This is a genomic window from Luteibacter jiangsuensis (genome assembly GCF_011742555.1).
GTDB classification, from domain to species: domain Bacteria; phylum Pseudomonadota; class Gammaproteobacteria; order Xanthomonadales; family Rhodanobacteraceae; genus Luteibacter; species Luteibacter jiangsuensis.
Window position 1 is genome coordinate 161,877 of the sequence record NZ_JAAQQR010000001.1, and the last position, 25,863, is coordinate 187,739.

Below are 25,863 nucleotides of genomic sequence, written 5' to 3' on the forward strand. Positions count from 1 at the left end.
GACACAGGTCAATCGCGCCTCGTCTTGATCCCGGTCAATTCGGCTCCCGGGGAACGGCCCATCCTCGGTTCAGCAGACGAGCCGCGGAGAGCACGATGTTCAAGCACATCCTTCTTCCCACAGACGGCACGCCGGCCTCGCTGAGGGCCACGCGCATCGCGGTCGAGCTTGCACGGCGGTGCGGGGCTCAGCTCACTGCACTGCATGTGGTGAAGCAACTGCCCGCTCATAACCCTCCAGGGGGCGTGGCCACGGTCGCGGACATTGACAGCACCGTGGAGGCGCAGCAGAACGCAGCGGCCTGCCTCGCGCACGTCGAGACCATGGCACTGGCCCGAGGGATGCCTTGCCACGCCACCCAGGTCGCCCACGCATCGCCAGGTCGAGCGATCGTCGAGTTCGCAAAGCAGCATGCGTGCGACCTGATCGTCATGGGAACGCACGGCAGGCACGGGCTGGAACGGTTCGTGCTCGGCAGCAAGACGGAAGAGGTGCTCCTCGCCGCCCGCGTGCCTGTGCTGGTCTGCCAGGATGAGCCGTCCCTCACGTTCGAGCGCATCCTCATCCTTGTCGACGGTACCGACGCGTCGGAGCGCGCTGTCCAGCTATGCATGAACACCGCAGCCACCCTGGGCAGTCATGTCTACGCGCTCAGTGTCATCTCCCCGCTTCCGACAGTGAACCTTCTTGCCGACTACATCGAAGGCGGCGGTTGCTTCAAGCGCGTGACGTCCAGCGCCCAGGCCCTTCTCGACCAGGCGAAACACGCAGGGGACATGGTGGGGGTCAAAGTTTCCACCGAGTACACGTTCGACCATCGCCCCGATACCGTCGCGATCGCCCGAGCCACCGCCCACGGGTGCGACATGATCGTGGTGCCGGGCAAGGGCTCCGGACATCGCCGCAGCTTCCTGCACGACGTGGCGCGGAGCATTCTCAGGAACGGCGAGGTGCCGGTGCTGGTGTGCCCCTGAGGCTTGACCTGCTAGTTGAGCTTGTAGTCGAAGGTCAGGAACATCTCGCGGCCGTTGCGTTTAGTCGCGGAAGGAGGGACCGACAAGAAGCGGCAGCGTGTCACGAAGGGGCTGGATAGGTCACCACGCCGTCCGTGATCACGGCACCGTCAGTGAGCCGGGCTTCTTCCACGTGCCCGAGGTCGAACAGATGCAGGACCTGGCGGCCGGCGGCCAGTGCGTAGTCGGTGATGATGCGACGGTGGCACCGCCACCAGAGCACTTCGGAGCACATCATGGTGCAGCGCTGCCCCGCGCTCAGGCTGAGCAGGTGCGCAAGCGACGACTGGAACCGCTCCGACATGGCGTGGTCGGCATAGTTGTGGAAGCTGGACACTCGCCAGAACGCGTTGACGTCCGGAGGAATGTCCTTCGACTTGCGCCGGCGGCCGCCGAGGTCGGGAAGGTATTCGTAGCGCATGCCGGCTTCCGCCAACGCATCAGGCAATTCCTCGATGTTGAACTGCGGGTTCGTGCTTCGCAGGAGCTTAGGTGGATACGCAGAGGCCGACGACCGGACCTAACCGGTCTGAGTGAGCGTGCCGTGCCCCTTGGGGGTCTTGATCGATGTACACGTGCCGCCCGGGACGTTCATCCATGCGTTCTTCTGATAGTCGGCTTTCGCCGTGCCCGCACAGATCGTGCCGGGCCCGGCCGAGCAATCGTTCTGGCCGGCCTTCGCGACACCCCAGCATTTCTCCACCGAGGCCTTCACCTCGGGCTGCTGCGGTTGATCCTCGGCGTGGGCGACGCCGGCCGCGGTGGCCAGTACGAGCGCGAGGGCGGCGATGTGACGGTTATTCATGGATCCCCTGCTGTTTGGCGCCGGCCGGATGCCGGCATGTGCCAGTTCGCTGCGAAGACCGCCCCGGTTACACGCGCTGGCCGCCCTGACTACCGGCACATGTGCGCATGTCCCCGGGGTTCCTATGGTCAGGCGTTTGCTCCTCGACCCAGGACCGTCCCGATCATGCGACCTACCCTTCCGCTGGGCATCTGCCTCGCGCTGAGCGCCGCTGCGTGCTCCCCTTCCGCTCCGCCGGCCCCGCCGCCGCTCACGGATTTCACCATCAACTCCGGCGCACCTCTCACGCCCGAGCAGCAGGCCGTCAGCTTCGAGCACGCGGACCTGCATTTCCGCGTGGACCCGCAAGCCCGGCGCCTCGAAGGCGACGCCACCCTCACCTTCCAGCTGAAGGCACCGTTGAAACGAGTGGTTCTCGACCTCGATCGGAACCTTCCGATCGATGCCGTGGAGGTGGACGGCCAGCGGCTTGCGGCGGCGGCGTATCGCAACGCCGACGGGCACCTCCAAGTGGATCTTCCGCGCCCGCTGGCCGCGGGCGCCACGACGTCGGTACGGGTGATCTACCACGGTCGCCCGCATACTGCGGTCAAGCCGCCGTGGGACGGCGGCATGGTGTGGTCGACGACGCCGGATGGGCAACCGTGGATCGCCACGGCGGTGGAAGGCGAAGGATGCGACCTCTTCTGGCCCTGCATCGACCACCCGACAGGCCGCCCGAAGCTGGTGGACGAGCACGTGACCGTGCCCGCGCCGCTGGTGGCGGTGGGTAACGGCGTCGCCATGGGCATGGACGAGAAGGACGGCATGCGCACATACCATTGGCGCGCGCACGACGTGAGCACCTATGGCATTTCCCTCAATATCGGGCCATACCGCGAGCTATCGGGCACGTACAAGAGCCGCTTCGGCGACACCTACCCCATGCATTACTGGTATGTGGACGACGACGCCAAGGCGCGCGCGCTGTTCGCGGAATTCCCCCGCATGCTCGACTTCCTGGAAGGAACCATCGGGCCCTACCCGTTCCGCTCGGAAAAGATGGGCGTTGTGGAAACCCCGTACAAGGGCATGGAGCACCAGACGGTGAACGCGTACGGCAACGCGTACGCCAAGACGCCGTACGGTTACGACGACCTCCTGCAGCACGAGCTGTCGCACGAGTGGTTCGGCAACCAGGTGACCAATGCCGACTGGGACGACATGTGGATCCACGAAGCCTTCGCCACATACATGCAGCCGCTCTACGCCGGCGCCATCGGCGGCGAGCAGGCCTACTTCTCCACACTCATGCGCCTGCGCACCATCGTCGCGAACCACCACCCGATCGTGTCGGGATCCCCGCGGCGCGAGGAAGACGTATACAACGACGAGCGCGGCGGCCCGGGCCAGGACATCTATAACAAGGGTGCGCTGATGCTGCACACCCTGCGTAACCTGATCGGCGACGACGCCTTCTACCGCTCGGTACGCCTCATGGTCTACGGCACCGAGACCCCGGCGCCGGGTAACTTCGCGCCCAGGTACGGCACGACGAAGGAGTTCATCGACATCGTCGACAAGGTCACGGGCAAGGACATGCACTGGTTCTTCAACGTGTACCTCTACCAGGCCGCGCTGCCGGACCTTCAGGTCAAGCAGGAAGGCCGCACGCTGCACCTTGCCTGGTCGGTGCCCGGCAACGGCCCGTTTCCCCTGCCTGTCGAGGTGAAGGTCGGCGACCGCGTCGTGACCCTGCCCATGACCGACGGCCGCGGCGATGTCGAGCTTCCGGCGGAAACCACCTTGTATGTCGTCGACCCGGCGTCGAAGCTCCTCCGCCAGGACGCGGCCATGGACGCCTACCGCAATTATGTCGAGCAGCAGCGCAAGGCCAGGAAGAAAGGTTCGTAGCGGTGCCTGCGGCGAGGTTGCCCGCTGCCGCGGGATCGCCGGCATAGCCGGCTCCCACAGAGAGCAAATTGGCTCCCACGCAGAGCGGCCCGGCTTTTTGTGGGAGCCGCTTCAGCGGCGATGGGTGCTCGCGTCAAGCTTGTCCGCTGCCGCGGGATCGCCGGCATGGCCGGCTCCCACAAGAGCATTGATCGAGGATCGGGGGACTTAAGCGCGGATCGTCGCCATTGATCTCAACGACCGGCGATACGAAGCCCACACCGCTGAAGCCCACACCGCTGGTTAGCATTAGCATCGTCATGACACGCGTGTCTTAATGCAGACACAATGGCGACGTTTAGTTGACGCGCGTCGCAAAAATGGCGTCCGTCCCTTTGAGCCATCCGGACTGCCATCTATTCTGGGTTCGTGAGCTGGCCCTCGATTCCCCCTGCACCTTGGGGGCCGGCATGGCGAAGGACATCGTGATCGACCACGAACGGCGTCGGCATGGGCGGAAAGTCATCGCCCTCCGAAATGCGTCCGCCTCATGACCCTGTCTTCGCACCATTATGGTGCGATTCAAAGCGCTCGGCCCGCGGGGGCCGGCGCGTTGGCGCCTGCCTGCAATGTTCATGCGAATCAGCAACTTATACAAATCATCTTCCCGACCCATTCAGACTATTGGCGATATAAACGTTTAGACGTCCATTCAGATTCGGGAACGCCCAAGCCGCATGACGACCAAGATTGATCCGGTTCATGACGAAGACACCATCGATCTGAACGCGTTGTTCGGCACGTTGCTCGACCACAAGTGGATCATCGCCGCGATCACCGGCACGTTCTTCGTGGCCGGCGTGCTCTACACGATGCTCGCCACGCCGATCTACCAGGCCACCGCCGTCGTACAGGTCGAACAGAAGACTCCGAGCCTGCCGGGCCTGAGCGACCTCACCCAATCCCTGGGAACCACCGCCTCGCAAGCCACCACGGAAATCGCGCTCATCACCTCGCGCCTGGTCGTGGGTACGGCGGTGAACGATCTGCGCCTCGACGTGCAGGTCCAGCCGCGTCGGCTGCCCCTCTTGGGCGACTACCTGTCGCGGGGCCACAAACCGGGCGACCTCGGGCGCCCGCGCTTCGGACTCAGCCGCTTTGGCTGGGGCGGCGAGGTCGTGGACATTTTCAGGCTCGACCTGCCCGACTCGCTGATGGGCAAGAAGCTCGAACTCAGGGCGGAAGACGGTGGCAGGTACGCTCTGTACGACGACGACGGCAAGCGCATCCTTTCCGGAGCGGTGGGCCAGCTGGTGCGCGGCGGCGGCGCGACGATGCAGCTGAAGCAGCTCACGGCCAACCCGGGCACCCGGTTCGATGTGCTGGTGCAGCCGACGCTTACCACCATAAGCAAGCTCCAGGGCGACATCGTCGCGCTCGAGCAGGGCAACGATTCCGGCATCATCGGGCTCAGCTACAACAATGCCGATCCGGACCTCGCGCGGCGGGTGCTTGCGCACATCACCTCGGCCTATGTCAGGCAGAACGTGGAGCGCAACTCCGCGGAGGCGGCCAGCCAGTTGCAGTTCGTGAAAGACCAGTTGCCCAAGGTGCGCCAGGAACTGGACCGCGCGCAGGCGGCCATGAACGACTTCCAGACGAAGGCGCATTCGATCGACCTGAGCATGCAGACCAAGGGCCTGCTCGACCAGATCGTGGCCGTCGAGAACAACATCCAGCAGCTGCATCTCCAGGAAGCGGACATCGACCGGCGCTTCACGCACGACCACCCCGCCTACAAGGCCCTGCAACAGCAGATGGGCCAGCTGCAGGCACAGAAGGACAAGATGCAGAAGGAAGTCGGCGACCTGCCCGACACCCAGCAGCAGTTGCTCAAACTGAACCGCGATGTCCAGGTGAGCAGCAACACCTACACGAGCCTGTTGAACCAGGCCCAGCAGCTCGACATCGCACGCGCCGGCACCGTCGGAAACGTGCGCATCGTGGATACGTCGGCGGTGGACAAGACTCAGCCGGTACAGCCGCGCAAGGCGCTCGTGGTGGTCGTGGCGACCTTCCTCGGCGGCTTCCTCGCACTGGCATTCGTGTTCCTCCGGCAGGTGCTCAACCGTGGGATCGAAGACCCGGCGGCTATCGAAGACCTCGGCCTACCGGTATACGCGTCGGTGCCGCTGGGCACCGGACCCGGGATCAAGGCGGCGACGCGGGCCCGGCAGGGAAAGCCATCGCGTGGCCCGTTGCTCGCCATCGCCTCACCGAACGACCTCGCGGTGGAAGCGATCCGCAGCCTGCGCACGAGCCTGCATTTCGCACGGCTGGAAGCAAAGAACAATGTGCTCATGATCACAGGCTCCAGCCCCTTTGCCGGCAAGACCTTCGTCTCGGCGAACCTCGCCGCCGTGATCGCGCAGGCGGGGCAGCGCGTGCTGCTGGTGGACGGCGACATGCGCCGGGGCACCTTGCACCAGGTGCTCGGCATCAAGCCCGCGCTGGGCCTGTCCGATCTCCTGGTCGGCGGGGCCGAACTCGCCGAAGTGATACAGCCGGGCCCGCTTCCGAACGTCTCGTTCGTCGCGCGTGGCCGGGTGCCGCCGAATCCGTCCGAGCTGTTGATGCACGAGAACTTCACTCGGTTCATCGCCAGCGTGGTGCCCTCGTACGACCTGGTGGTCATCGATACGCCGCCCATCCTCGCCGTAACCGACGCCGCGGTGATCGGCCACCACGCCGGCACGAGCCTGCTGGTGGCGCGCTTTGGCCTGAACAAGGCACGCGAGCTCGCCCTGGCGAAACAGCGCTTCGAACAGAACGGCGTGGAGCTGAAAGGCGCGATCTTCAACGCCGTCGAGCGCCGTGCCTCCGGTTATTCCACCTACGCCTACTACAAGTACAAGGCCGATCCGGCCTGACCCATGAGCACCCGGCCACGCATGAAGCGAAGACCATGACCCGCATCCTTATCGTCGGCAATCACACCTGCGGGAATCGCGGGGACTGCGCCATCCTGCGCGGCCTGCTGGAATGCCTGGAAGATGCCCTGCCGGGTTGCCGCATCGACGCGACCAGCCGCTTCCCCGTCAGCTCGGAATACCTGCTGGGCCGCCCGTTGCTTCCGGATGTGTTGAACGGATATTACCTGGAGGCCGCGAAGAAGCCGTTCGGTACCCTGCGCGCGAAACTGCTGCGCCGATGGGTGCCCTGGCTGCTGCATGCGCACTTGCGAAAGAAGTGGTGGACCCGCTTGATCCCGCTGCCGGCAACCCACCGGGAGTTCATCGCGTCCCTCACGGGCTACGACGTGGTGATCCAGGTGGGAGGTTCGTTCTTCGTCGATCTCTATGGCGCCACCCAGTACGACCTGGCGAGCTGCGCGCTGCTGGCAGGTCGGCCCGTGTACATGCTGGGTCACAGCGTCGGTCCGTTCCAGCACGCTTTCTTCCGCCGGGTCTCCCGCGACGTGATGGCGCGGGTCGAGGCACTGGCCCTGCGCGAAGAGGTCAGCGCGCGTTACATGCAGGACGCCGCCATTCCACAGGAGAAGCTGCGCTGGACGTCGGACACCGCATGGCTGGTGCATCCGGGCACGCCCGTGGCAGTGGATACGGCAAGGCCCGCGGTCGCGGTGACCTTTCGCGAGCTCGCGCCCTTCGACAAGCGCCTTGGCGTCAGTCAGGAGCAATACGAGACGGCGTTCGCGGAACTCCTCGACGCGGTCATCGAGGCCGGCTTCCACGTGCGCGCGTTTTCCACATGCACGGCCATCGACGGCTATCCGAAGGATGACCGGATGATCGCCCTCAAGGTGCGTGCCCGCCTTCGCCACCCCGAAGCCTGCGAGGTCGAGATGGACGAACTGAACGACGTGCAGCTCGGAAGGCAACTGGGCGCATGTGTGCTCACCATCGGCACCCGTCTGCACAGCGCGATCGTCTCGATGAATTTCGGTACTCCGTCCGTGGCGCTGAATTACGAGCACAAGTCGGAGGGGATCATGAAACGCCTCGGCATCGACGAACTGGCGGTGCCCGTGCACTCCCTGCTGGACGGCACGCTGCGCGACAAGGTGCTGTCCCTGCTCGCCGATACCGGACTGCGGGCGCGCGTCGCCGCCGCCGTGGCCCGCGAGAAGGCGTTTGCGCGCGAATCGCTGCTCGCCACGCTCGGCATGGGGTCCTGAGATGACCGTGCTGTTCGTTCTCGCCGAGTTCCCGAAGTATTCGGAGACCTTCGTCATTGACCAGATCGTCGGCCTGCTCGAACGGGGCTTCGACGTTCGGATCCTTGCCGTCAACCGCGGCGCCGAGCCGACGCCGGGAGACGTCGTCAGCACGCACGGCCTGATCGAGCGCACCACCTTCGTCTTTCCCCGCAAGGCCGGCGCCCGCGCCGGATGGCAGGTGGCCATGCAACGCGCCCGCGACGTGTTGCCCGGCCTGCCGCGGGCTCGCGTTCGCCGCGCACTTTCGGTTCGGCGTTACGGTCATGTCGCGAAGAGCCTCGCGCTGGCCGGCGCGGCGCGCCGGCTGCGCGAGCCAATCAAAGCCGGCGCCATCGTCGCCCACTTCGGCCCCACCGGGGTGCTTGCGGCACACCTGCGCTCGCTGGGCCTGCTCGACGGCCCGCTGTACACCGTATTCCATGGTTACGACCTCTCGCAGCACAAGGTGCTCGAGCGCCACTCGAGCGACTACCAGGGGTTGTTCGCCGCGGGCGAAGAGATGCTGCCCATCAGCGCCTTGTGGAGCCGCAAGCTGATGGCGCTGGGCTGCTCACCCGAAAAGATCCACGTGCACCGCATGGGCGTGGATCTGGACAGCTTCCGCTTCACTCCGCCGCAGAGCCGTGTCCCTGCGCCGACCCGCCCGCTCCGCGTGCTCAGCGTGGCACGCCTGGTGGAGAAGAAAGGCATCGCGTATCTCTGCGACGCCGTGGCCCAGCTTGCCTGGCGAAGGGTGCCGGTCGAGCTCGAAATCATCGGTGACGGGCCCCTGCAGGCCGACCTCGAGCGCTTCGTCGCGTCGAAGTCGCTGGAGGGCTGCATCCACATCCAGGGGCGGCGCGACAAGGCGTACGTGCAGGCCGCCCTCGCGCGTGCCGACGTGTTCGCGCTGCCCAGCGTCACCGCGCAGGACGGGGATCAGGAAGGTATTCCGGTGTCGCTGATGGAAGCGATGGCCAGCGGCGTTCCCTGCCTCTCCACCGTGCACAGCGGCATTCCGGAACTGATCGAAGACGGCCGCTCAGGCTGGCTGGTGCCGGAGCGCGACGTGGATGCGCTGGCCGACCGGCTCGCCGGCATCCAGCGCGGCGACTACGACCTTCCCGCCATCGCGCGCCGTGCGCGTCACACGGTCGAAACGCATTTCAACCAGAGCCGGCTGCACGACCAGCTCGCCGCTCGCCTGGTCTAGGAGACAAGCGCCATGCCTTCCGCCAGACGCGACGCCCTCTGGACTGCCGGTTCCACCATCGTCAGCGCCGCGAGCCAGCTGCTCCAGATCGCCGTGCTCGCCCACCACGTGGATGCGCATCTGCTCGGTGCGCTCGCGATCGTGAACGTGGTGAACGCGATCGCCACGCTGCTGCAGGACATGGGCCTCAGCAGCTATCTCGTGCACCGCCAGGACATTACCCGCCGCGAACGGACCTCGCTTTTCATGATCAGTGCGGGCTTGGGAGCCTCTTCCGCGCTGGTGCTCTTCGCGATCTCCTACCCCATCGCCGCCTTCTACGGTTCGTCGCAGTTGGGCGAACTGCTGCGGCTTTCCACCGTGAACTTCGTGCTTCTCGGGTTGGCGGCGCAGTACCAGGCCAGCCTGATCAAGTCGTTCCGCCTTCCCCGGCTGGCCCGCATCGAGGTCTTCGGTCGCCTCAGCGGGCTCGTCACCCTGCTGGTACTGGTGCTGGTCTTCGGCGCGTCGATCGAAGCGGCCGTCTACGCGATGATCGTGAACAGCCTGGTGCGGCTGGTGTGTTTCGTGCTCGTGGCCGAGCGCGGCTGGCACCCCGGTGGCGGCTTCGATCGCGCCATCGTGCGTCAGGCTTTGCGTTATGGCGCCTTCCAGCTGGGCTCGCAGGTGATCAACCAGCTGCGCAGCCAGGCCGATCAGATCATCCTCGGCAAGTTCCTCGGCCTCGCGGCGTTGGGCGTCTATTCGCTGGCGAAGGAGCTGGTGCTCCAGCCGACCAAGCTGATCATGCCGGTGGTCCAGCGCCTGGCCCTGCCGCGTCTAGCCACGCGGCAGGGCGATCCGCTGGCCTTGCGCGACCTTTACCTCGCCGGCCTGCGCCTGGTGTCCGTGGCCGCCGCCGGCGTATTCATCATGCTGGCGGTGTTCGCGCCCGCCGCCGTGACCATACTCTACGGGCAACGGTATGCCGGTGTTTCGGGCCTCATTCCGCTCATGCTGCTCTTCGGCATGCTGCGCCCGCTGGGTTCGCTGATCGGCGCGCTCAGCCAGAGCCTGGGTCGTTCCGACATTGAGTTCGGTTGGAACCTGAAGATCTGCGGGGTGGCGCTGCTGGTGACGGTCGTCGGCGCGTACTCGGGCTCGCTGCAGGTCATGGCGGTGGCGCTCGCGGTCAGCCAGGTGCTGGCAACGGTTCTTTCCTACTACTTCTTTTCCTCGAAGATCATCGATATCACGGCCCGTGAATTCTTCGGTTCGTGGATGGTCGAGAGCTTCGTGCCCTATGCCTTCCTCATGTTGGCGGTGGCCCTCTATCCCGGCGAGGACTGGAAGGCCAGCGTGGTCCGCTTCCTTCTGGTGACGCCGGCCCTGCTCTGGGTGGTCTGGCGGAACCGGGACACCTGGCTCTCCCGATTCGCGCAGCCAGCAGGTGCCTGATGACCGACACGACCATGCCCCTCGTGAGCGTCTACGTTCCCACGCGCAATCGGTCCGCCCTGCTGCGGCGGGCACTCGATTCGGTGCTGGAGCAGACCTGGCCGAGGATCGAGATCCTGGTGTGCGACGAAGCGTCCACCGACGACACGCCCGAGGTGCTCGCGTCGTATGCGCGTCGTCATCCGGGCAAGGTCACCGTGTTGCGCAACGACACGCCGCAAGGCGCCTGCAGCGCGCGCAACCGCTGCATCGAACAGGCCTCGGGCACCTACGTCACAGGTCTGGACGACGACGACTTCTTCCACCCTCAGCGCATCGAGTGCCTGGTGGAGCTGTACCGCCGTCACAGACCGTCGTTCGCATGCAGCCGATTCCGGTACTTCCAGTCGGTGGCCGACGTGGCGGCGCTGCGCGACCGCATGCACGGCGAGGCCGAACTGGCCAGGGCGGACAGGCTCGATCTGCACGCCCTGCTGTACGCCAATCTCGCCGGCAACCAGGTGCTGACCGAGTTGTCGCGCATGCGGGAACTGGGCGGCTTCGACGAGAGCATGCCCGCCTGGCAGGACTACGACATGTGGATCCGGCTCGCAGAGCGATTCGGCCCCGCGGTGCGCGCCCGCACCCTTCTATCGTTCGTGGACGACGACCGCTCCCGTGCGCGCATCCGCAACTCCAGCAAACGGGCCGAAGGCAGCGGGCGCTTCATCGCGAAGCACGAGCGCCTGATGAATGCGGACCAGCGGCGCAACCACCGGAACATCCAGTACGTGATGAACCGGGAGCGGCCGCCGCTGGCCGACATCGTGCGCAACGTGTCCCTGGGAGGCTACAAGTCGACCGTGAAGCTGCTGCTGCACAAGTTCTTTGGCGTGGCGATAGGATGAAGATCAACAAGACGCGCGCCGCGGCGGTGACCCTGATGGCCATGCTCTTCGTGCAGGTTCCCCTCACGCACAGCACGGCCAGCAAGTCGCACGTGAATGTCTACCATCTCCTCCTCCTGCTGCTGCCGATGCTCTACTTCCCGGCGCTGCGCTATCTCAAGTTGAATCCGGCCACCGCGTTCATCGCCACCCTCGCCGCGACGTCGCTGGGCGCCGCCGCGGTCTACGGCGGCGGGATGCGATCGACGCTGGTGGTGTTCGTCGCCGCGTCGTACTTCCTCGGAAACGTGTTCGGGCGAAAGCTGCCGGACCTCGACCTGCGGCGCATTTTCGTGTGGATCCTTGGCTGCTGCATCGCGTTCATCGTCGTGCGCGACGCGGTGTACGCCGGCCAGCTCGGTGCGGTGTACGCCCGCACCGAGGGCGCCTCCAGCGTTCTTTACATGTCCACCGGCGGCCGCAACATCGAGGCCAGCCTGCTTGCCCTGCTCTCCATACTCCTCCTCGGCACGCGCGCCTATCCGATAGCGGCGGGCATCGCCTTCCTCACCAGTGCGACCATGCTTTCGCGTGCCGGCTTGCTCGGGGCCGCGGTATCCATCGGCATCGCCGCGTACCGTGCAAGGAAAACCCGGTCGTACTATTTCCATACCTTCATCGGGATCGCGGCGGTGGTCCTGGTCGCGGGGCTCGTGCTGTCCTCGGTGGTGGATATTCCGGTGCTCGACCGCTTCAACCTGCAGGCGGAAACCCAGCTCGAACACAAGAACGTGGGGCGCCTGGCCCTTTGGAACAGCGCCACGCTGGCGCTGGAACATAATCTGTTCGGTTACGGCGTGGGCAATGGCGTGCCGCTCATGGAAGAGATATCCGGCCTCACCTTCGTCGAGAACAACGTCCACAACATCTACCTTCAGTTCCTGCTCGAAGGCGGCATCCAGTCGTTGCTGCTCTTCCTGATCATGGTGGGGCATATCCTGCTTCGTCCGGCCGAAGGTCAGCAACGCAACATCAAGGCCTTCCTGCTCCTCTACCTGATGCTGGCATTCATCGAGTTCAGCGGCTACGAGGCGTATTTCTGGTTCTTCGTGGGCATGTTCTACGCGCGGGAGGATGTGCGTCGCGCCCGCCTCCGGCAATCGGCGCGAACCAGGCGCGATGTCCTCCCCTCGGTGGCCCACCATGCTTGACGATTTTCGTGCCGACGTGCGCCGGTACCAATCCATGCCGGGCTACCGCGGGTTGCTCTGGTGGATGCTGGATCAGTCGTTCTGGGTGATCCTGTGCTATCGCCTGATCGCGACGGCGCGCGGAACGCGCCTGCACGCGCCACTGCGCGTCTTCGAAAAGCTGGCCGAGTTCGTGCACAAGTGCTACCTGCCGACCACCGCGACGATCGGCCCCGGACTCGTGATCTATCACGCCTTCGGCATCGTCGTGAACGGCAAGACGACGATCGGCGCGAACTGCACGCTCTATGCCCGCGTGTGCATCGGCAACCGCTGGCCCGGCGACGGCACGCCGGTCATCGGAAACAACGTCACCATCGGTACCGGGGCGTGCATCTTCGGACCGGTGGTCATTCCGGACAACTTCGTGGTGAAGGCCAATGCCGTCATCACCCCCTCCTCCCCCACCACGCCCCCTGCTGGAGCATCGTCATGAGCGAGGCCGCCGTGAGATTGTCCATTGTCATCATTACCTGGAACGAACTGGGCAACCTGGAGCGCTGCCTGCGCTCCCTTCTGGACAAGGTGGATTTTTCGCGCGACGAGGTCATCGTCGTCGACAACGGTTCCACCGACGGCAGTGCGGAGTTCGTGGCTACCCTCCCGCAGATTCGCTATTTCCCTCTGGAGCGCAATTTCGGTGTGGGGCCGGCCCGGAACCGCGGGCTGTTCCTCGCCCGCGGCAAGTACTGCATGACGCTGGACAACGACACCATCTTCCTCACCGACGACCCGGGCAGCATCGTGGACGACTTCTTCCTCTCTCACCCCGACGCGGGCGTAGTGGGCTTCGAACTGCTGAACATCGACCGGAGCCGGCAGGACTCCACGCGACGCTTCCCCCGTTTCTACCAGCCGATCGCGGCGCGCGTGCCGTTGAGCCGCCGCCTCGGCTTCGTGCGACGCGAACTGGAGCGGCACCTCATGCTCGACACCCGCTTCGACGAAGGGAACGACCCGATGGAGGTCGATTACGTGCTGGGTGCGAACCAGACCTTCACCAAGGACGTGGCCGCGCTGCTGATGGGCTATGACGACCGCATCTTCTTCGGACCGGAAGATGCGGAATTCTGCGTGCGCACGAAAAAGCTGGGGCTGCGGAACTACTACAGCCGCAGGATCTCCGTGATCCACGACTACAAGCGTCGCACACGCAAGTTCTCGAAGCTCACCCTGAAGCACCTGGCCGGATTCGCCTACATGCTGAGGAAGCACGGCGGGGTCTACCGCTACTCCCTCAGCGAGCGCCGCTGAACCGGAGGCCGCCATGGATCGCCGCACGTTCCTCCGCCAGACGGCCGGCGCACTGGTGCTGGCATCCTTCCTGCCCCATGACACGTTTGCCGCTGCCTCGCCGGCGGGAAGGCGCTATTACGTCGACAGCGCCATGGGCGACGACGGACGTGACGGAAGCAGCGCCGCGACGGCCTGGCGCAGTCTCGGCAAATTGAACCAGACTACTTTCGGTCCGGGCGACCGGATCTTCTTCAGGCGCGGCGGAAGCTATGCCGGCGTGTTCGCCCCGAAAGGTTCGGGGCGCGCGGATGCACCGATCGTCGTCGACGCCTATGGCGACGGCGACGCCCCCCATCTGCACGCGGACGGCAGCGCGGCATCGACCGTGCTGCTTCGCAACGTCCAGTACTGGACGCTGCGAAGTCTCGCGATATCCAATCGCGGCCCGCAACCCGCGCCGCGAAGGACGGGCGTTCACCTGTTGCACGAAGATGCAGGCGTCGTGCACGGCATCGCCCTGCAGGGGCTGCACATTCACGATGTCAATGGCTCGCCGATGAAGAAGGCCGGCGGGGGCAGTGCCGTTCTCGTGGAAACGAAGGGCAGGAGCCGCCCGACGCGCCACGACGGCCTTGCCATCGAGGACAACACGATCGAACGGTGCCAGCGCGACGGCATCCTGTTCCTGCGCGCCGGCAGCCGCGACGGCGGTCTTGCGACCTGCGTGGTCGTTCGCGGGAACCGCATTCGAGGGGTGCCCGGCGACTGCATCCTCGTGAAGGGCTGCCGTGGAGCTCTCGTGGAGCGGAACACGGTCGGCGAATGCGGCACACTGCCCCGCGGCGAGGCCGCCGCGGGCATCTGGCCGTTCGACTGCGACGACACGCTGGTCCAGTACAACGAAGTGAGCGGCCATCGGGCTCCGGCCGACGGACAGGCTTACGACGCCGATTTCCAGTGCCGGGGCACGATCATCCAGTACAACTACAGCCACGACAACGTCGGCGGCATGGCACTGCTCTGCAACGACGGAAGCGATAAGCAGGGCATCGGTAACAGAGGCACCATCGTGCGCTACAACGTCAGCATCAACGACGCACTGCGCAAGACCGGCAGCGCCTCGCTGCGCATCTCGGGCCCCGTGGACGGCAGCCAGATCTACAACAACATCATCATCATTCCCGACAAGCCCGACGCCGGTTCGCAGCTGACCCTCTTCAAGGCCACGAGCTGGAGGGGCGTACCCAACGACACGGCCATTCACGACAACATCGTGGTCGCCCCGCGAGCGCCCGGCGTCGACATGAACCTGGCCACGCAGACACGGATGGCCGCGAACCAGGTCTACGCGGAGGGCGTGCCGGGAACATCGCCGGGCAACCGGCGGATACTGGAGCGCTTCCGGACCTACCGGCCAACCCTGGCCGAAGCGAACGCACTGGTAAAGGCCTGCTTCGCGAACGGCAAGCCCGTGCCCGACGCCCTGCAACGGATCGCCAGGCTGGCCTGATATCGCGCGTACCGGATCAATAGCGCGGCTGGAGGTGCCAGCGCCATGCGCTGTCGAGAATATCGTCCAGCACACCGATCCGCGGCTGCCAGCCGAGCATGCGGCGCGCCTGGAGGCTCGACGCCACGAGTGTGGGTGGGTCGCCCGGCCGCCGCGGTGCGATCGCGTGCGGCACCTCGCGGCCCGTGACCCGCTGCGCGGCCGCGATGACTTCGCGAACGCTGAAGCCTTCGCCATTGCCCAGGTTGAACGTGAAGGCGCCTTCGTTTTCTTCCAGGAATTCCACCGCCAGCAGGTGCGCGGAAGCGAGATCGTTCACGTGGACGTAGTCGCGAACGCAGGTACCGTCGCGGGTGTCGTAGTCGTCGCCGAACACCTTGAGGCCGGGCCCGTTGCCGAGCACCGCGCGTAACAGGTTCGGGATGAGATGGGTTTCCGGATGGTGCGACTCACCGATGATGCCGGAGGGGTCCGCGCCGGCGGCGTTGAAGTACCGCAGGGCCACGGAGCGCAGACCATACGCACGGTACGCATCCGCCAGCACCCGCTCGATCATCAGCTTGCTCTGCCCGTACGGATTGATCGGATCGGTCGGGTGGGTCTCGTCGATGGTGTCGCTACGCGGATTGCCGAACACGGCGGCGGTGGACGAGAACACCAGCCGCTGGATGCCCGCCTCGCGCATGGCGGCCAGCAGCATGAGCGTGTTGGCCACGTTGTTGCGGTAATACTGGTAGGGGTCCACGACCGATTCGCCGACCAGCGAGCGTGCGCAGAAGTGCATCACCGCATCGAACTTGTGGGTGGCGAACAGCCGCCACAACGTGACCGCATCGCCGATATCGCCGTGCACGAACGCCACATCGTCGGCCACCGCCTCGCGATGGCCTGTCGAGAGGTCGTCGTAAACCACGACATCGTGCTGGTTCTCCACCAGGTAACGCACCATGTGCGAGCCCACGTAGCCCGCACCGCCACAGATAAGGAACTTCAATCGATACCCCGCCGGAGAGTGGATAAAGGTGCCTGGTGCCGCTAGCTCGCTTCTTCGACGCGTACCTCCACGGCAGGCGCGGCCGCCGACGGCGCCTCGCTGTGCACGAAACCCTTGAAGATGGTGAGGAAGATGATGCGCAGGTCGAATGCGAGCGACCAGTGGTTGATGTAATAGAGGTCGTATTCGATGCGCTTGACGAGGTCGGTGTCGCCCCGCCAGCCATTGATCTGCGCCCATCCGGTAATGCCGGCCTTCACCAGGTGCTTGTGCATGTATCCGGAAATCTCGCCCTTGAACTTCTCGACGAACATCGGCCGTTCCGGCCGCGGTCCGACAATGGACATGTCGCCTCGCAGCACATTGATGAACTGCGGCAGCTCGTCGAGGCTGGTCTGCCGGATGAAGCGCCCGAAGCGGGTGGTGGTCTTCGCCTGCGCATTGCCCCACTGCACGGCCTTGTTCTTTTCCATGTCCACAGGCATGGAGCGGAACTTCAGCATCTCGAATTCCTTGCCGTCCAGGCCGACGCGACGCTGCCGATACAACACGGGACCGGGGCTGGACAGTTTCACGCCAATCGCCAACGCCAGCATCAGGGGGCTGATCATGAGCAGAATCATGGCCGCGATCGCGCGGTCCTCGAGCGCCTTCAGCAGCCAGGCATGGCCGAGCAAGGGGCTGTCGCGCAGCGTGACCATCGGTATGCCACCGCAGTCGACCATGCGCTGATTGATCAGCTGCCGACCCAACATGTCGGGCACGAACTTGACGGTGACCACCCGCTCTTCCATGCGGTCGAGCGCGTAACCGATGGCGCGGTGCGCGCTCACCGGCAACGCCACCAGCACCTCGTCCCATTCGCCCCGGTCGAGGATCTCGTCGATATGCCGCAGCGAGCCGGCGCAGCGCACGCCCTCCGGAACACCCTGGTCGTGGCTCGTGGCGACGTAGGCACTGATCGTCATGCCCAGCGCCGGGTTGGCCCTGGCCTGACGAACCATGTGCAGACCCGACTCAGTCGCGCCGACAAGCAGGCAACGGCGCAGACCCACGCCCTGGCGCCTCAGGTACCACAGCGTGGCGGCGGCCAGTTGGCGTACGGCTGCCATCAGTGCCAGACCGAGAAAGAATGTGAGCGTCACCCATCCACGCGAATACAGGTCGCCGACCTTGAGCAGATAGCCCAGCGCGAGCAGCGCCGCGAAGCCGGTCGTCCATGACGCTGCGATGCAGCAATATTGCTCGTACGCGCGCTCCCCAAGGGGACGCTCATACACCCTGAACAGGATCGACGCGGCGAGCGTCGCAAGCATCAGGATGATCAGCGCGACGACGTAGAAGCTGCTCATTCGCCACGTGTCGAAGCGAATGAAGTAGGCGAGGTAAGCCGCGACGACCGCGCAGATGGGGTCGCTCGCGCGAATCTCGAAATCCAGTAAGGCGTTGAATTTAGACAATTGCATGACAAGTACCTTCTGCCGGAGCGGGACGCGCCAAAACGGCGAACCTCCCAAGGTACGTGTCCCCACTGTAGGCCCCGCCTGTCTGTTACTGCACCAGGCGACGGGCCGACACGTTTCGGACCGGACCTCCAGCACAGAAGGCCCGATCTGAGAAATGTCGTACTTATCCAGTCCGACGGCCCATGCTGCATCGCACGCAAAACCTTGCGCAATCCGACAACGTGAAATTTGGGAGTGGTGTCACAAAAACAGTGGTCGGTATCGTGCGTTCAGCTGATTGCCTTGCTTACGGAACACAGTTGGCGGTGAATGCAATGCGCACCGCACGCGAGAGAACACGTTCATGAACGCGGTGCGTCGTGCCCTTTCCCTCTTGGAGACAACGCTCATGAGACGTCTATTTGTTGCGTGCATCCTTCTTGCGGTCGCGGCACCGCTCCTCGCCCAGAGCCAGCGTCCGGCGAACGCCGACGACTCCTCGCAGAACAATTCCCGCAAACCGCGCGTGGCCACGCCTGGCCAGGCGCATCAGGCCGCACGCGGCGCCATCGCACCCGCTCGCATGGGCGCGGGCACGGCCGCAGTGGCGGCGGCATCCGGTGCCACCGCGAACGATGCGAACGGCACCGGCAACGACGGTACCGGCGGCACGGGAGGTACGGGCGGCACCGGTGGCACGGGCGGAACCGGCGGTACGGGGGGAACGCACTGAAAGACGACGCAGGCGTCTGGCCGTATAGACGTCCGTTCATATTCCCGATCGGTTAATGTTTGATCGGTTTAAGTACGTCGATGGCCTCCTCACGAAGGCGCCACGATCGAAGGACCCCGTAAACGATGAAGTTCCTGCCGACTCTCGGTCTGGCCGGGTGCTGCCTGTTGCTGCAAGCATGCATCCTCGCACCCGGCCAGCACATGAAAACCGGCGAGTTGAACGACAAGGAAAGCGCAACTGGCAGCCGTTACCAGCTTGTTCCCATCACGCCCAAGCTGATCGCCATGGACCGCGCCAGCGCGGTCGCGCCTGACATCGATCCCGCGCTCACCGCGTACAAGCCGGACTCATATCGTATCGGCCCCGGCGACTCCCTCTACATCACGGTATGGGAGCATCCGGAACTCACCTCCCCCGCGGGATCGCAACAGCAGACCGCGGCAAACGGTCGCCTCGTGCGGCCCGATGGCACGCTCTTCTATCCCTACGTAGGCCTGCTGCACGCATCGGGCCTCACGGTGGAGGAACTGCGCACCGCCATCACGGAGAAATTGACGAAGTACATCGAGAAGCCGCAGGTCGACATCAGCATCGTCAACTTCGCCAGCCAGAAGGTCACGCTGTCCGGCGCCTTCGTGAAAACCGACCCGCAGGACATCACCATAACGCCCCTGACGTTGAGCCAGGCCATCGGCTCCGCGGGCGTCAACGCACAGCTCGCCGACCTTTCCAATGTGGTGCTCCGGCGCGACAACCACGATTACCACCTCGATCTGGACGCGCTCTCCCGATCGTCGGAGGGCGGTCGCGACATCTATCTGAAAGGCGGAGACAGCATCTACCTCCCCTATAACGACCGCCACGAGGCCTATGTCATCGGCGAGGTGCTCCGCCCCCAGGCCATCGCCTTCAAGACGAGCGATCTCTCGCTCACGCAGGCCCTGGGCCGTGCCGGCGGCCTCAACCAGACGAGCGCCCGTGGCAAGTCGGTATACGTGATTCGCGGCGTGGAAGACTTCGAAAAAGCACCCGCCACCATTTACCAGCTCGACGGCACCTCACCCTCCGCGTTCGCGGTGGCCGCACAGTTCGCCGTCAAGCCTGGCGATGTCGTCTTCGTGGGTCCTGCCGGCATTACCCGCTGGAACCGGTTCATCAGCCAGTTGCTGCCCTTCTCCGGGCTGATCAACAACGCGGCCACGGCGCAATACAACCTGGATCGCGACAGCAAGCTCTGAGCGCTTGCGATCCACCCCACTTCAACACTCTACGGGCGACATAAATGAAGGTCACCATATTCGGCACCGGCTATGTGGGTCTGGTCACGGGTGCCTGCCTCGCGGAAATGGGCAATCACGTGGTCTGCGTCGACGTCGACGAGGCGAAGGTCGAGGCGCTCCGCCGCGGCGTGGTTCCCATCTTCGAACCGGGGCTCGAGCCCATCGTCAAGCGGAACCATGCGTCCGGACGGCTGGACTTCACGACCGATCCCGGTCCGGCCGTCGCACACGGGGAGCTTATCTTCATCGCGGTGGGCACACCGCCCGACGAGGACGGCAGTGCCGACATGAAATACGTCCTCGGCGTGGCACGCACCATCGGCGAGCACCTCGGTGCGTATGCGGTCATCGTCAACAAGTCGACCGTGCCCGTGGGTACGGCGGACCGCGTGCGGCGCGCCGTGAACGATGTGCTGGTGGAACGCGGCGCGGCGGTGGACTTCGACGTCGTATCCAATCCCGAGTTCCTGAAGGAAGGGGACGCGGTGGAAGACTGCCTGCGTCCGGATCGCATCGTGGTCGGCTCGTCGAGCGATCGCGCCATCGCGCGCCTGCGCAAGCTCTATGCCCCGTTCAATCGCAACCACGACCGCATGGTGGTGATGGACGAGCGTTCGGCCGAGCTGACCAAGTACGCGGCGAACGCCATGCTCGCCACCAAGATCAGCTTCATGAACGAGATCGCGAATATCGCCGAGCGCGTCGGCGCCGACGTGGAACTGGTTCGCCAGGGCATCGGTGCGGACCCGCGCATCGGCTACCACTTCATCTATCCCGGCGTGGGTTACGGCGGATCGTGCTTCCCCAAGGACGTGCAGGCGTTGGAACGGATCGCGCGCGGCCACGACTACGATGCGCGACTGCTCGCGATGGTGGAAGCCGTGAACGCCGATCAGAAGACGCGCATCCACGCGCAGATCTCCGAATACTTCGGCGGCGACCTGAAGGGCCGGACGGTGGCCGTATGGGGCCTGGCGTTCAAGCCGAACACGGACGACATGCGCGAAGCACCCAGCCGCAAGCTCATGGAGGCGCTCTGGGCCGCCGGTGCACGCGTGCGCGCCTACGATCCGGAAGCACGTGCGGAGACCCGCCGCATCTACGGCGACCGCGACGACCTGGTGCTTTGCGACGATCCGTACGAGGCACTGGACGGCGCCGACGTCATGGCCCTGGTGACCGAATGGAAGGCCTTTCGGAGCCCCGACTTCGCCCGGATCAAGGCGGCTTTGAAAAGCCCTGCGCTGTTCGACGGCCGCAACCTCTATGATCCGCGCACGGTCGAAGACGCCGGCATCGCTTACTACGGCATTGGCCGCGGCCGATCCCTGCGGCACTGAGAGCGCAGGCGATCGTGCGACGTCGCGCCCTGCCCCTCACGCGTCTGTCGCTGCGTGCCGCCTGCTTCGGCGGTATCGGTCTGCTGCTGACCGCGTTGACGGCATGCTCGTCGGTTTCCCGTGGCAGCCTGGAGTCGTTGCGGCTGGCGGTGCGGCGCGAGACGGTACATCCCACGCCGGCATCCGTCGCGGCTACGCCCTATTTCCAGATGCAGGCCAACGGCCCCGACGGCGAGGCCATTCTCATCCTCGCGCGCGTTGCCGACGGGGAACTGGGCTGGTACGGCGCGGGGCGCGATGCGGTGTTCACCCGCGACGGGCTCGTGGTGAAGACGGTGGGCCTGCCACAGGATCTCGACGGAACGAATTTTCCCGCCGGCAATCCGTTCCACGACGGTTTGCAGCACCTGAGCGCACCTGTCACCTACAGTCGCCGGGTCGACTGGTCGCCGGGCTACCGCTATGGCATCGCCTTGACGGCCACGCTCGAGCCCAAAGCCATCGAAGACGTCGACATCCTCGGCACGGTCCATCGTCTTCGCCGCATCGACGAGCACGTATCCGCGCCGGCGCTGGGCGTGAGCATGACGAACCGCTACTGGATCGATCCGGCCGACGGCTTCGTCTGGAAGAGCCGTCAATACGTCGCCCCGGGCCTGCCTCTCGAACTCATTCAGCTGCAGCCGTACCGCGAGTCCACGGCGTCCGCTGATGCGAGTCCGCCACCGGCGGCATCTCCGGGCAACGGCGAGCGGCTCTCCGTGGCCACGGCCCGGCAGGCGCCACCTGACGCATACACCGTCGCCGCCGCATGGCTGCAACCCGGCCTGCGGCGCGAGCAGCTTCGCCTCCGTGCCGGCCTCGTGTACGAACTGGGGGCCATCCGTAACAAGGCGCTCGGCGAGGGCGACCTCACGCTGTCCGCGGCAGGCAAGTCGTTCCAGTCGTGGTTATCGGCGCTGCCCATCACCGGGAGACGAACAGGGGTCTCGCTGGATCCGGCCCGTCTCGAAGCCGGCCGGGCCAAGGATTGGCCCATGAGCACGGGCGACACCCTGGTCTATCCGGCCCGTCCCGATGACGTGCGCGTGGTCGGCGCCGTCGAGAAGGCCTGCCGCGTGGCCCACGTGGCCATGCAGGATGCACGCCGCTACCTCGCCGCATGTCCCGTATCCGCCGCGGCCGATCCGGATATCGTGTTCGTCGTGCAGCCCGACGGCACCGTGTTCGAGCAAGGCGTGGCCCTGTGGAACCGCTCCGCACCCCGGCCGCTCGCACCGGGTGCCTGGATCTACGTGCCATTCAACAGGCACGCCATCGCCGGCGCAGCGGACGATGCATTCAACCGGGACGTCGCCGACTTCCTTGCCACGCAGGTGCCTGGCGACGGCGGTGGCCCCTGATGCGTCGCCGCACATGGCACGGCTGCTGTCGCACCGCGCTCGCCTTGCTCGCCGGGGGTGCATCGGTGGTGCACGCGCAGGAGGCCTTCACGCAAAGCGACTTCGGTGGCGTGGGACTGCTGCAGACACCGACGGCGCGCATGGCGGAGGAAGGCGAGTTCAGTTTCGTGCTGAGCCGCACGACGCCCTATACGAACTACAACGTCTCCATGCAACCGTTGCCGTGGCTGGAAGGCTCGTTCCGCTATACGAATGTGAGCAATCGCCTTTATGGGCCGCGCTCGCTCAGCGGCAGCCAGACCTACAAGGACAAGTCCATCGACGCCAAGGTACGCCTGTGGCAGGAGAGCCGCTGGCTGCCTGCGGTGGCAGTCGGCGCGCGCGACGTGGGCGGCACGGGCCTGTTCTCGAGCGAATACGTGGTGGCGAGCAAGCGCGCGGGACCGTTCGACTTCAGCCTTGGCCTGGCCTGGGGCTATATGGGCGCACGGGGCGATATCGCCAATCCTCTGGACATCCTGAGCGATCGCTTCAGCACGCGCCCCACAGGCGGAACGGGAACCGGCAAGTTCAGCGTCAACAAATTCCTGCGCGGCCGGCCGGGATTCTTCGGCGGCGTGGAATACCGCTCGCCGTGGGAGTGGTTGATCCTCAAGGCGGAATTGGACGGCAACGACTATAAGCACCAGCCTCAGAACAACAACCAGCCAGAGCGCTGGCCGGTGAACCTCGGCGCGGTCTTCCGTCTCAACCGCAATGTCGACCTCACCGTGGGCTACGAGCGCGGCAACGTGGTCACGGCGGCTATCAACCTGCACAGTAACCTCGCGACGCACGTCGACCCACCGAAGGTTTTCGATCCCGCACCCGAGCCACTGGCCACAGACGCTTCGCCGCCCGACGTACCGCCGCCGCCACGCGCCGCGCCGGAACAGGTCGACTGGCACGCGGTGGCCGAAAGGCTGCACGAGAACGCGGGCATCGACGTGTCGCGCATCGGACGGCGCGGCTCCGAACTCGTCATCCATGGCGAGCAGCAACGCTTCTTCTACACTGCCGAGGGCGTCGGTCGCGCCACGAGAATCGTCGACCGCCGCGTGGACGACAGCATCGGATGGCTCACCGTCGCCAGCGAACGCAACGGGCTACCCATCGTGGAAACCAGCGTGCACCGGCCGCGATTCGTCGAACTGCTGGACGACCGGCTCTCACTCGCCGACTTCCGCCGCAGCGTGGAGCAGGACCCGGTGACCTCGCGCGAGGAACAAGTGCTCTATCGCGCGCCGCTCAAACGCTTCACGGGCGGTACGTCACTCGGCTACCAGCAGAATCTCGGTGGCCCGGACGCGTTCGTCCTTTACCAGGTATACGGCGCCGCCTCGGGTACGTTCAACTTCAGCCGCAATCTGTGGCTCGATGGCGTGCTGGCCGTCAACCTCGCCAACAACTACGACAAGTTCAAATACGACGCCCCGAGCAACCTCCCGCGCGTGCGCACCGACCTGCGGCAGTACCTGACCCGCTCGGACGTGACCCTCCCCAATGTCCAGCTCACCGGAACGCGACGCCTCGGGCAGGATCTTTACGGGCTGGCCTATGCAGGCATGCTGGAAAGCATGTACGGCGGCGTCGGCGGCGAGGTGCTCTACCGGCCGTTCGGCGAACGGTGGGCCGTGGGCGCCGATGTGAACTGGGTGAAGCAGCGCGGCTTCCGGCAGGACTTCTTCCTGCGCCGATACCACGTGATCACCGGGCAGGCCACAGCCTATTTCAACACCGGCTTCCACGACGTCACGGTGGCGGTGAGCGTCGGTCGCTACCTTGCCGGCGACTGGGGCAGCACGGTCGACGTGTCGCGCGAGTTCGCGAACGGGGCCCGGATGGGCGCCTATGCCACGATCACCAATAAGTCAGGCAGCGCAGGATACGGCGAAGGCAGCTTCGACAAGGGCATCTACGTGTCCATTCCCTTCGACATGCTGTTGCCGCATTCCTCGCGCAGCCGCGCCACCCTGCTCTGGCAGCCACTGATACGCGACGGCGGCGCGCGCCTCAACAAGCGCTACACCCTGTACACGCTCACGAACGACCTGGACGGCGACCTGTTCGACAAGAATCTGGAGAAGATCCGCGAATAGAACCTACAGGTAGCGCAGCCAGCTCTGCACGCCCTGCTCGATCATGCCGTACGCCTGCTCGTAAGCCGGCCGCCGCTGGCGGTAGGGATCGGGAATATCGCGACCGCCAATCCATTTGTCGAGCAGGAACACCTTGCCGCTGGCTTCGGGCGCCATGCGCCGGATCGCGTCGACATGGCTCCGTTCCATGGCCAGAACGAGGTCGGTGTCGCGCAGCAGGCGTTCGTCCACCTGTCGAGCGACATGACCTTCGCCATCCACGCCGTGCTCGCGCAGCAGCTCCAGTGCCGTGGCGTCCATGGGGTGGCCTGTCATGGCGCCGAGGCCGGCGCTCGACACGGTGGCGGCGTGGCCGGGACCGAGTCGATGCCGAAGCAGGTATTCCGCAGTGGGACTCCGGCAGATGTTGCCGATGCAGACGATCAATAGGCGCTGAAACATGTGGCCATAATAGACAACCGATGGGAGAGTCGCACGTGACGATATGGATGGCCATCACCGCACTGGGCGATAGCGCGGTGCTGCTTCCGATGATGGGCTGGATGACGATCTGCCTGGGCCTGCCGCCGTCCTGCCGACGCGACAGTTGGCGCTGGGTCGTGGCTGCCGCCGCGTGCGGCGGATGTGTGGCGCTTTCCAAACTGCTGTTCATGGCATGGGGCTTGCGGCCGCCGGGGCTCGATTTCACGGGTTTCAGCGGACACACCGCGCTTGCCATCTTCGTGTGGCCCGCGCTGGCGGCCCTGCTCTCGCGCGGTTGGGGACACGCCGCCCATCGGGTGGCCATCGTTCTCGGCCTCGCAACCGGCCTTGCGGTCGGCATATCGCGGCTGGTCCTGCGTTTCCACAGCCCGTCGGAAGTGTGGCTGGGCGCGGCGCTCGGAGCCGCCGTCGCCTTCTGGTTCCTGCGCGGCGTGTCCTCGCCGCGCACCACACCGGACGTGTCGCAAGGCCCCTGGAAGGCGGTGCTCGGCTGCGGCGCCCTGACCATCCTGGCACTCTGCTACGGACGGGTGTTTCCTTCGCAACACCTGCTGCAAGACATCGCCATCTGGCTGAGCGACCATCCTGCACCATTCACCCGCTGAGCGGCGGAACCGATCCGC

At 65.4% G+C, this 25,863-nt stretch carries 22 protein-coding genes; 17 read left to right on the plus strand and 5 right to left on the minus strand.

Annotation, left to right across the window (positions count from 1 at the left end; genetic code table 11):
* Nucleotides 1-95 precede the first annotated feature (95 nt).
* Nucleotides 96-974, plus strand: coding sequence for a universal stress protein (locus HBF26_RS00680; protein WP_167122077.1), 879 nt, complete (start codon nucleotides 96-98; stop codon nucleotides 972-974).
* A gap of 100 nt (nucleotides 975-1,074) precedes the next feature.
* Here the strand turns inward: HBF26_RS00680 and HBF26_RS00685 are convergent, their stop codons facing one another.
* Together HBF26_RS00685 and HBF26_RS00690 are read right to left on the minus strand one after the other, a co-directional pair.
* Complete coding sequence (locus tag HBF26_RS00685; protein ID WP_167123115.1) at nucleotides 1,075-1,497, minus strand: DUF488 domain-containing protein; 423 nt, start codon at nucleotides 1,495-1,497, stop codon at nucleotides 1,075-1,077.
* Between the two features lie 36 nt (nucleotides 1,498-1,533).
* Complete coding sequence (locus HBF26_RS00690; RefSeq protein ID WP_167122079.1) at nucleotides 1,534-1,818, minus strand: BufA1 family periplasmic bufferin-type metallophore; 285 nt, start codon at nucleotides 1,816-1,818, stop codon at nucleotides 1,534-1,536.
* A 165-nt stretch (nucleotides 1,819-1,983) separates the two neighbouring features.
* On the opposite strand from HBF26_RS00690, the gene HBF26_RS00695 reads away from it, so the two are divergent.
* The 10 genes from HBF26_RS00695 to HBF26_RS00740 all read left to right on the plus strand — a co-directional run bounded on the left by HBF26_RS00695 (nucleotide 1,984) and on the right by HBF26_RS00740 (nucleotide 15,421).
* Nucleotides 1,984-3,711, plus strand: coding sequence for a M1 family metallopeptidase (locus HBF26_RS00695; protein WP_167122081.1), 1,728 nt, complete (start codon nucleotides 1,984-1,986; stop codon nucleotides 3,709-3,711).
* 716 nt (nucleotides 3,712-4,427) lie between these two features.
* Nucleotides 4,428-6,620 (plus strand): polysaccharide biosynthesis tyrosine autokinase, encoded by a 2,193-nt coding sequence (locus tag HBF26_RS00700; protein WP_167122083.1) that lies wholly within the window; start codon nucleotides 4,428-4,430, stop codon nucleotides 6,618-6,620.
* Between the two features lie 35 nt (nucleotides 6,621-6,655).
* Nucleotides 6,656-7,888, plus strand: a complete 1,233-nt coding sequence (gene wcaK / locus HBF26_RS00705) for a colanic acid biosynthesis pyruvyl transferase WcaK (RefSeq protein WP_167122085.1) — start codon at nucleotides 6,656-6,658, stop codon at nucleotides 7,886-7,888.
* A 1-nt stretch (nucleotide 7,889) separates the two neighbouring features.
* A complete protein-coding gene (locus tag HBF26_RS00710) occupies nucleotides 7,890-9,122 on the plus strand; it encodes a glycosyltransferase (protein ID WP_167122087.1) in 1,233 nt (410 codons plus the stop codon).
* 12 nt (nucleotides 9,123-9,134) lie between these two features.
* Complete coding sequence (locus HBF26_RS00715) at nucleotides 9,135-10,559, plus strand: lipopolysaccharide biosynthesis protein (RefSeq protein WP_167122089.1); 1,425 nt, start codon at nucleotides 9,135-9,137, stop codon at nucleotides 10,557-10,559.
* A complete protein-coding gene (locus HBF26_RS00720; protein WP_167122091.1) occupies nucleotides 10,559-11,446 on the plus strand; it encodes a glycosyltransferase family 2 protein in 888 nt (295 codons plus the stop codon). Before HBF26_RS00715 ends, HBF26_RS00720 begins: the two co-directional genes overlap by 1 nt.
* Nucleotides 11,443-12,636 carry an O-antigen ligase family protein gene (locus HBF26_RS00725; RefSeq protein WP_167122093.1) on the plus strand — a complete coding sequence of 398 codons (1,194 nt, stop codon included), beginning with the start codon at nucleotides 11,443-11,445 and terminating at the stop codon, nucleotides 12,634-12,636. The genes HBF26_RS00720 and HBF26_RS00725 overlap by 4 nt, the downstream gene beginning before the upstream one ends.
* Entirely contained in the window at nucleotides 12,629-13,111 is a 483-nt protein-coding gene (locus HBF26_RS00730; RefSeq protein ID WP_167122095.1) for a serine O-acetyltransferase, read from the plus strand. The genes HBF26_RS00725 and HBF26_RS00730 overlap by 8 nt, the downstream gene beginning before the upstream one ends.
* Nucleotides 13,108-13,929: a glycosyltransferase family 2 protein gene (locus HBF26_RS00735; RefSeq protein ID WP_167122097.1), complete on the plus strand. Its 822-nt coding sequence runs from the start codon at nucleotides 13,108-13,110 to the stop codon at nucleotides 13,927-13,929. Before HBF26_RS00730 ends, HBF26_RS00735 begins: the two co-directional genes overlap by 4 nt.
* 13 nt (nucleotides 13,930-13,942) lie before the next feature.
* Nucleotides 13,943-15,421 carry a right-handed parallel beta-helix repeat-containing protein gene (locus HBF26_RS00740; RefSeq protein WP_167122099.1) on the plus strand — a complete coding sequence of 493 codons (1,479 nt, stop codon included), beginning with the start codon at nucleotides 13,943-13,945 and terminating at the stop codon, nucleotides 15,419-15,421.
* Between the two features lie 16 nt (nucleotides 15,422-15,437).
* Here the strand turns inward: HBF26_RS00740 and galE are convergent, their stop codons facing one another.
* On the minus strand, nucleotides 15,438-16,415 hold the full coding sequence (galE, locus tag HBF26_RS00745; protein ID WP_167122101.1) for a UDP-glucose 4-epimerase GalE: 978 nt from the start codon (nucleotides 16,413-16,415) through the stop codon (nucleotides 15,438-15,440).
* Between the two features lie 41 nt (nucleotides 16,416-16,456).
* Nucleotides 16,457-17,881, minus strand: a complete 1,425-nt coding sequence (locus HBF26_RS00750) for an undecaprenyl-phosphate glucose phosphotransferase (RefSeq protein WP_167122103.1) — start codon at nucleotides 17,879-17,881, stop codon at nucleotides 16,457-16,459.
* 388 nt (nucleotides 17,882-18,269) lie between these two features.
* Here HBF26_RS00750 and HBF26_RS00755 point away from each other — a divergent pair, with 388 nt between their 5' ends.
* From HBF26_RS00755 to HBF26_RS00775, 5 genes are all read left to right on the plus strand, one after another.
* Nucleotides 18,270-18,593 (plus strand): hypothetical protein, encoded by a 324-nt coding sequence (locus HBF26_RS00755; RefSeq protein WP_167122105.1) that lies wholly within the window; start codon nucleotides 18,270-18,272, stop codon nucleotides 18,591-18,593.
* A gap of 125 nt (nucleotides 18,594-18,718) precedes the next feature.
* Entirely contained in the window at nucleotides 18,719-19,834 is a 1,116-nt protein-coding gene (locus HBF26_RS00760) for a polysaccharide biosynthesis/export family protein (protein ID WP_240151151.1), read from the plus strand.
* A gap of 44 nt (nucleotides 19,835-19,878) precedes the next feature.
* The gene (locus HBF26_RS00765; RefSeq protein WP_167122107.1) at nucleotides 19,879-21,216 is read left to right on the plus strand and encodes a UDP-glucose dehydrogenase family protein; all 1,338 of its coding nucleotides are present in this window, start codon (nucleotides 19,879-19,881) and stop codon (nucleotides 21,214-21,216) included.
* A 14-nt stretch (nucleotides 21,217-21,230) separates the two neighbouring features.
* Nucleotides 21,231-22,619 carry a YjbF family lipoprotein gene (locus tag HBF26_RS00770; protein ID WP_167122109.1) on the plus strand — a complete coding sequence of 463 codons (1,389 nt, stop codon included), beginning with the start codon at nucleotides 21,231-21,233 and terminating at the stop codon, nucleotides 22,617-22,619.
* Nucleotides 22,619-24,757, plus strand: coding sequence for a YjbH domain-containing protein (locus HBF26_RS00775; RefSeq protein ID WP_167122111.1), 2,139 nt, complete (start codon nucleotides 22,619-22,621; stop codon nucleotides 24,755-24,757). Before HBF26_RS00770 ends, HBF26_RS00775 begins: the two co-directional genes overlap by 1 nt.
* Before the next feature lie 3 nt (nucleotides 24,758-24,760).
* On the opposite strand, the gene HBF26_RS00780 is transcribed toward HBF26_RS00775, so the two are convergent.
* Nucleotides 24,761-25,198: a low molecular weight protein-tyrosine-phosphatase gene (locus HBF26_RS00780; protein ID WP_167122113.1), complete on the minus strand. Its 438-nt coding sequence runs from the start codon at nucleotides 25,196-25,198 to the stop codon at nucleotides 24,761-24,763.
* A gap of 35 nt (nucleotides 25,199-25,233) precedes the next feature.
* On the opposite strand from HBF26_RS00780, the gene HBF26_RS00785 reads away from it, so the two are divergent.
* Nucleotides 25,234-25,845 (plus strand): phosphatase PAP2 family protein, encoded by a 612-nt coding sequence (locus HBF26_RS00785; protein WP_167122115.1) that lies wholly within the window; start codon nucleotides 25,234-25,236, stop codon nucleotides 25,843-25,845.
* The last annotated feature ends 18 nt before the right edge of the window (nucleotides 25,846-25,863 follow it).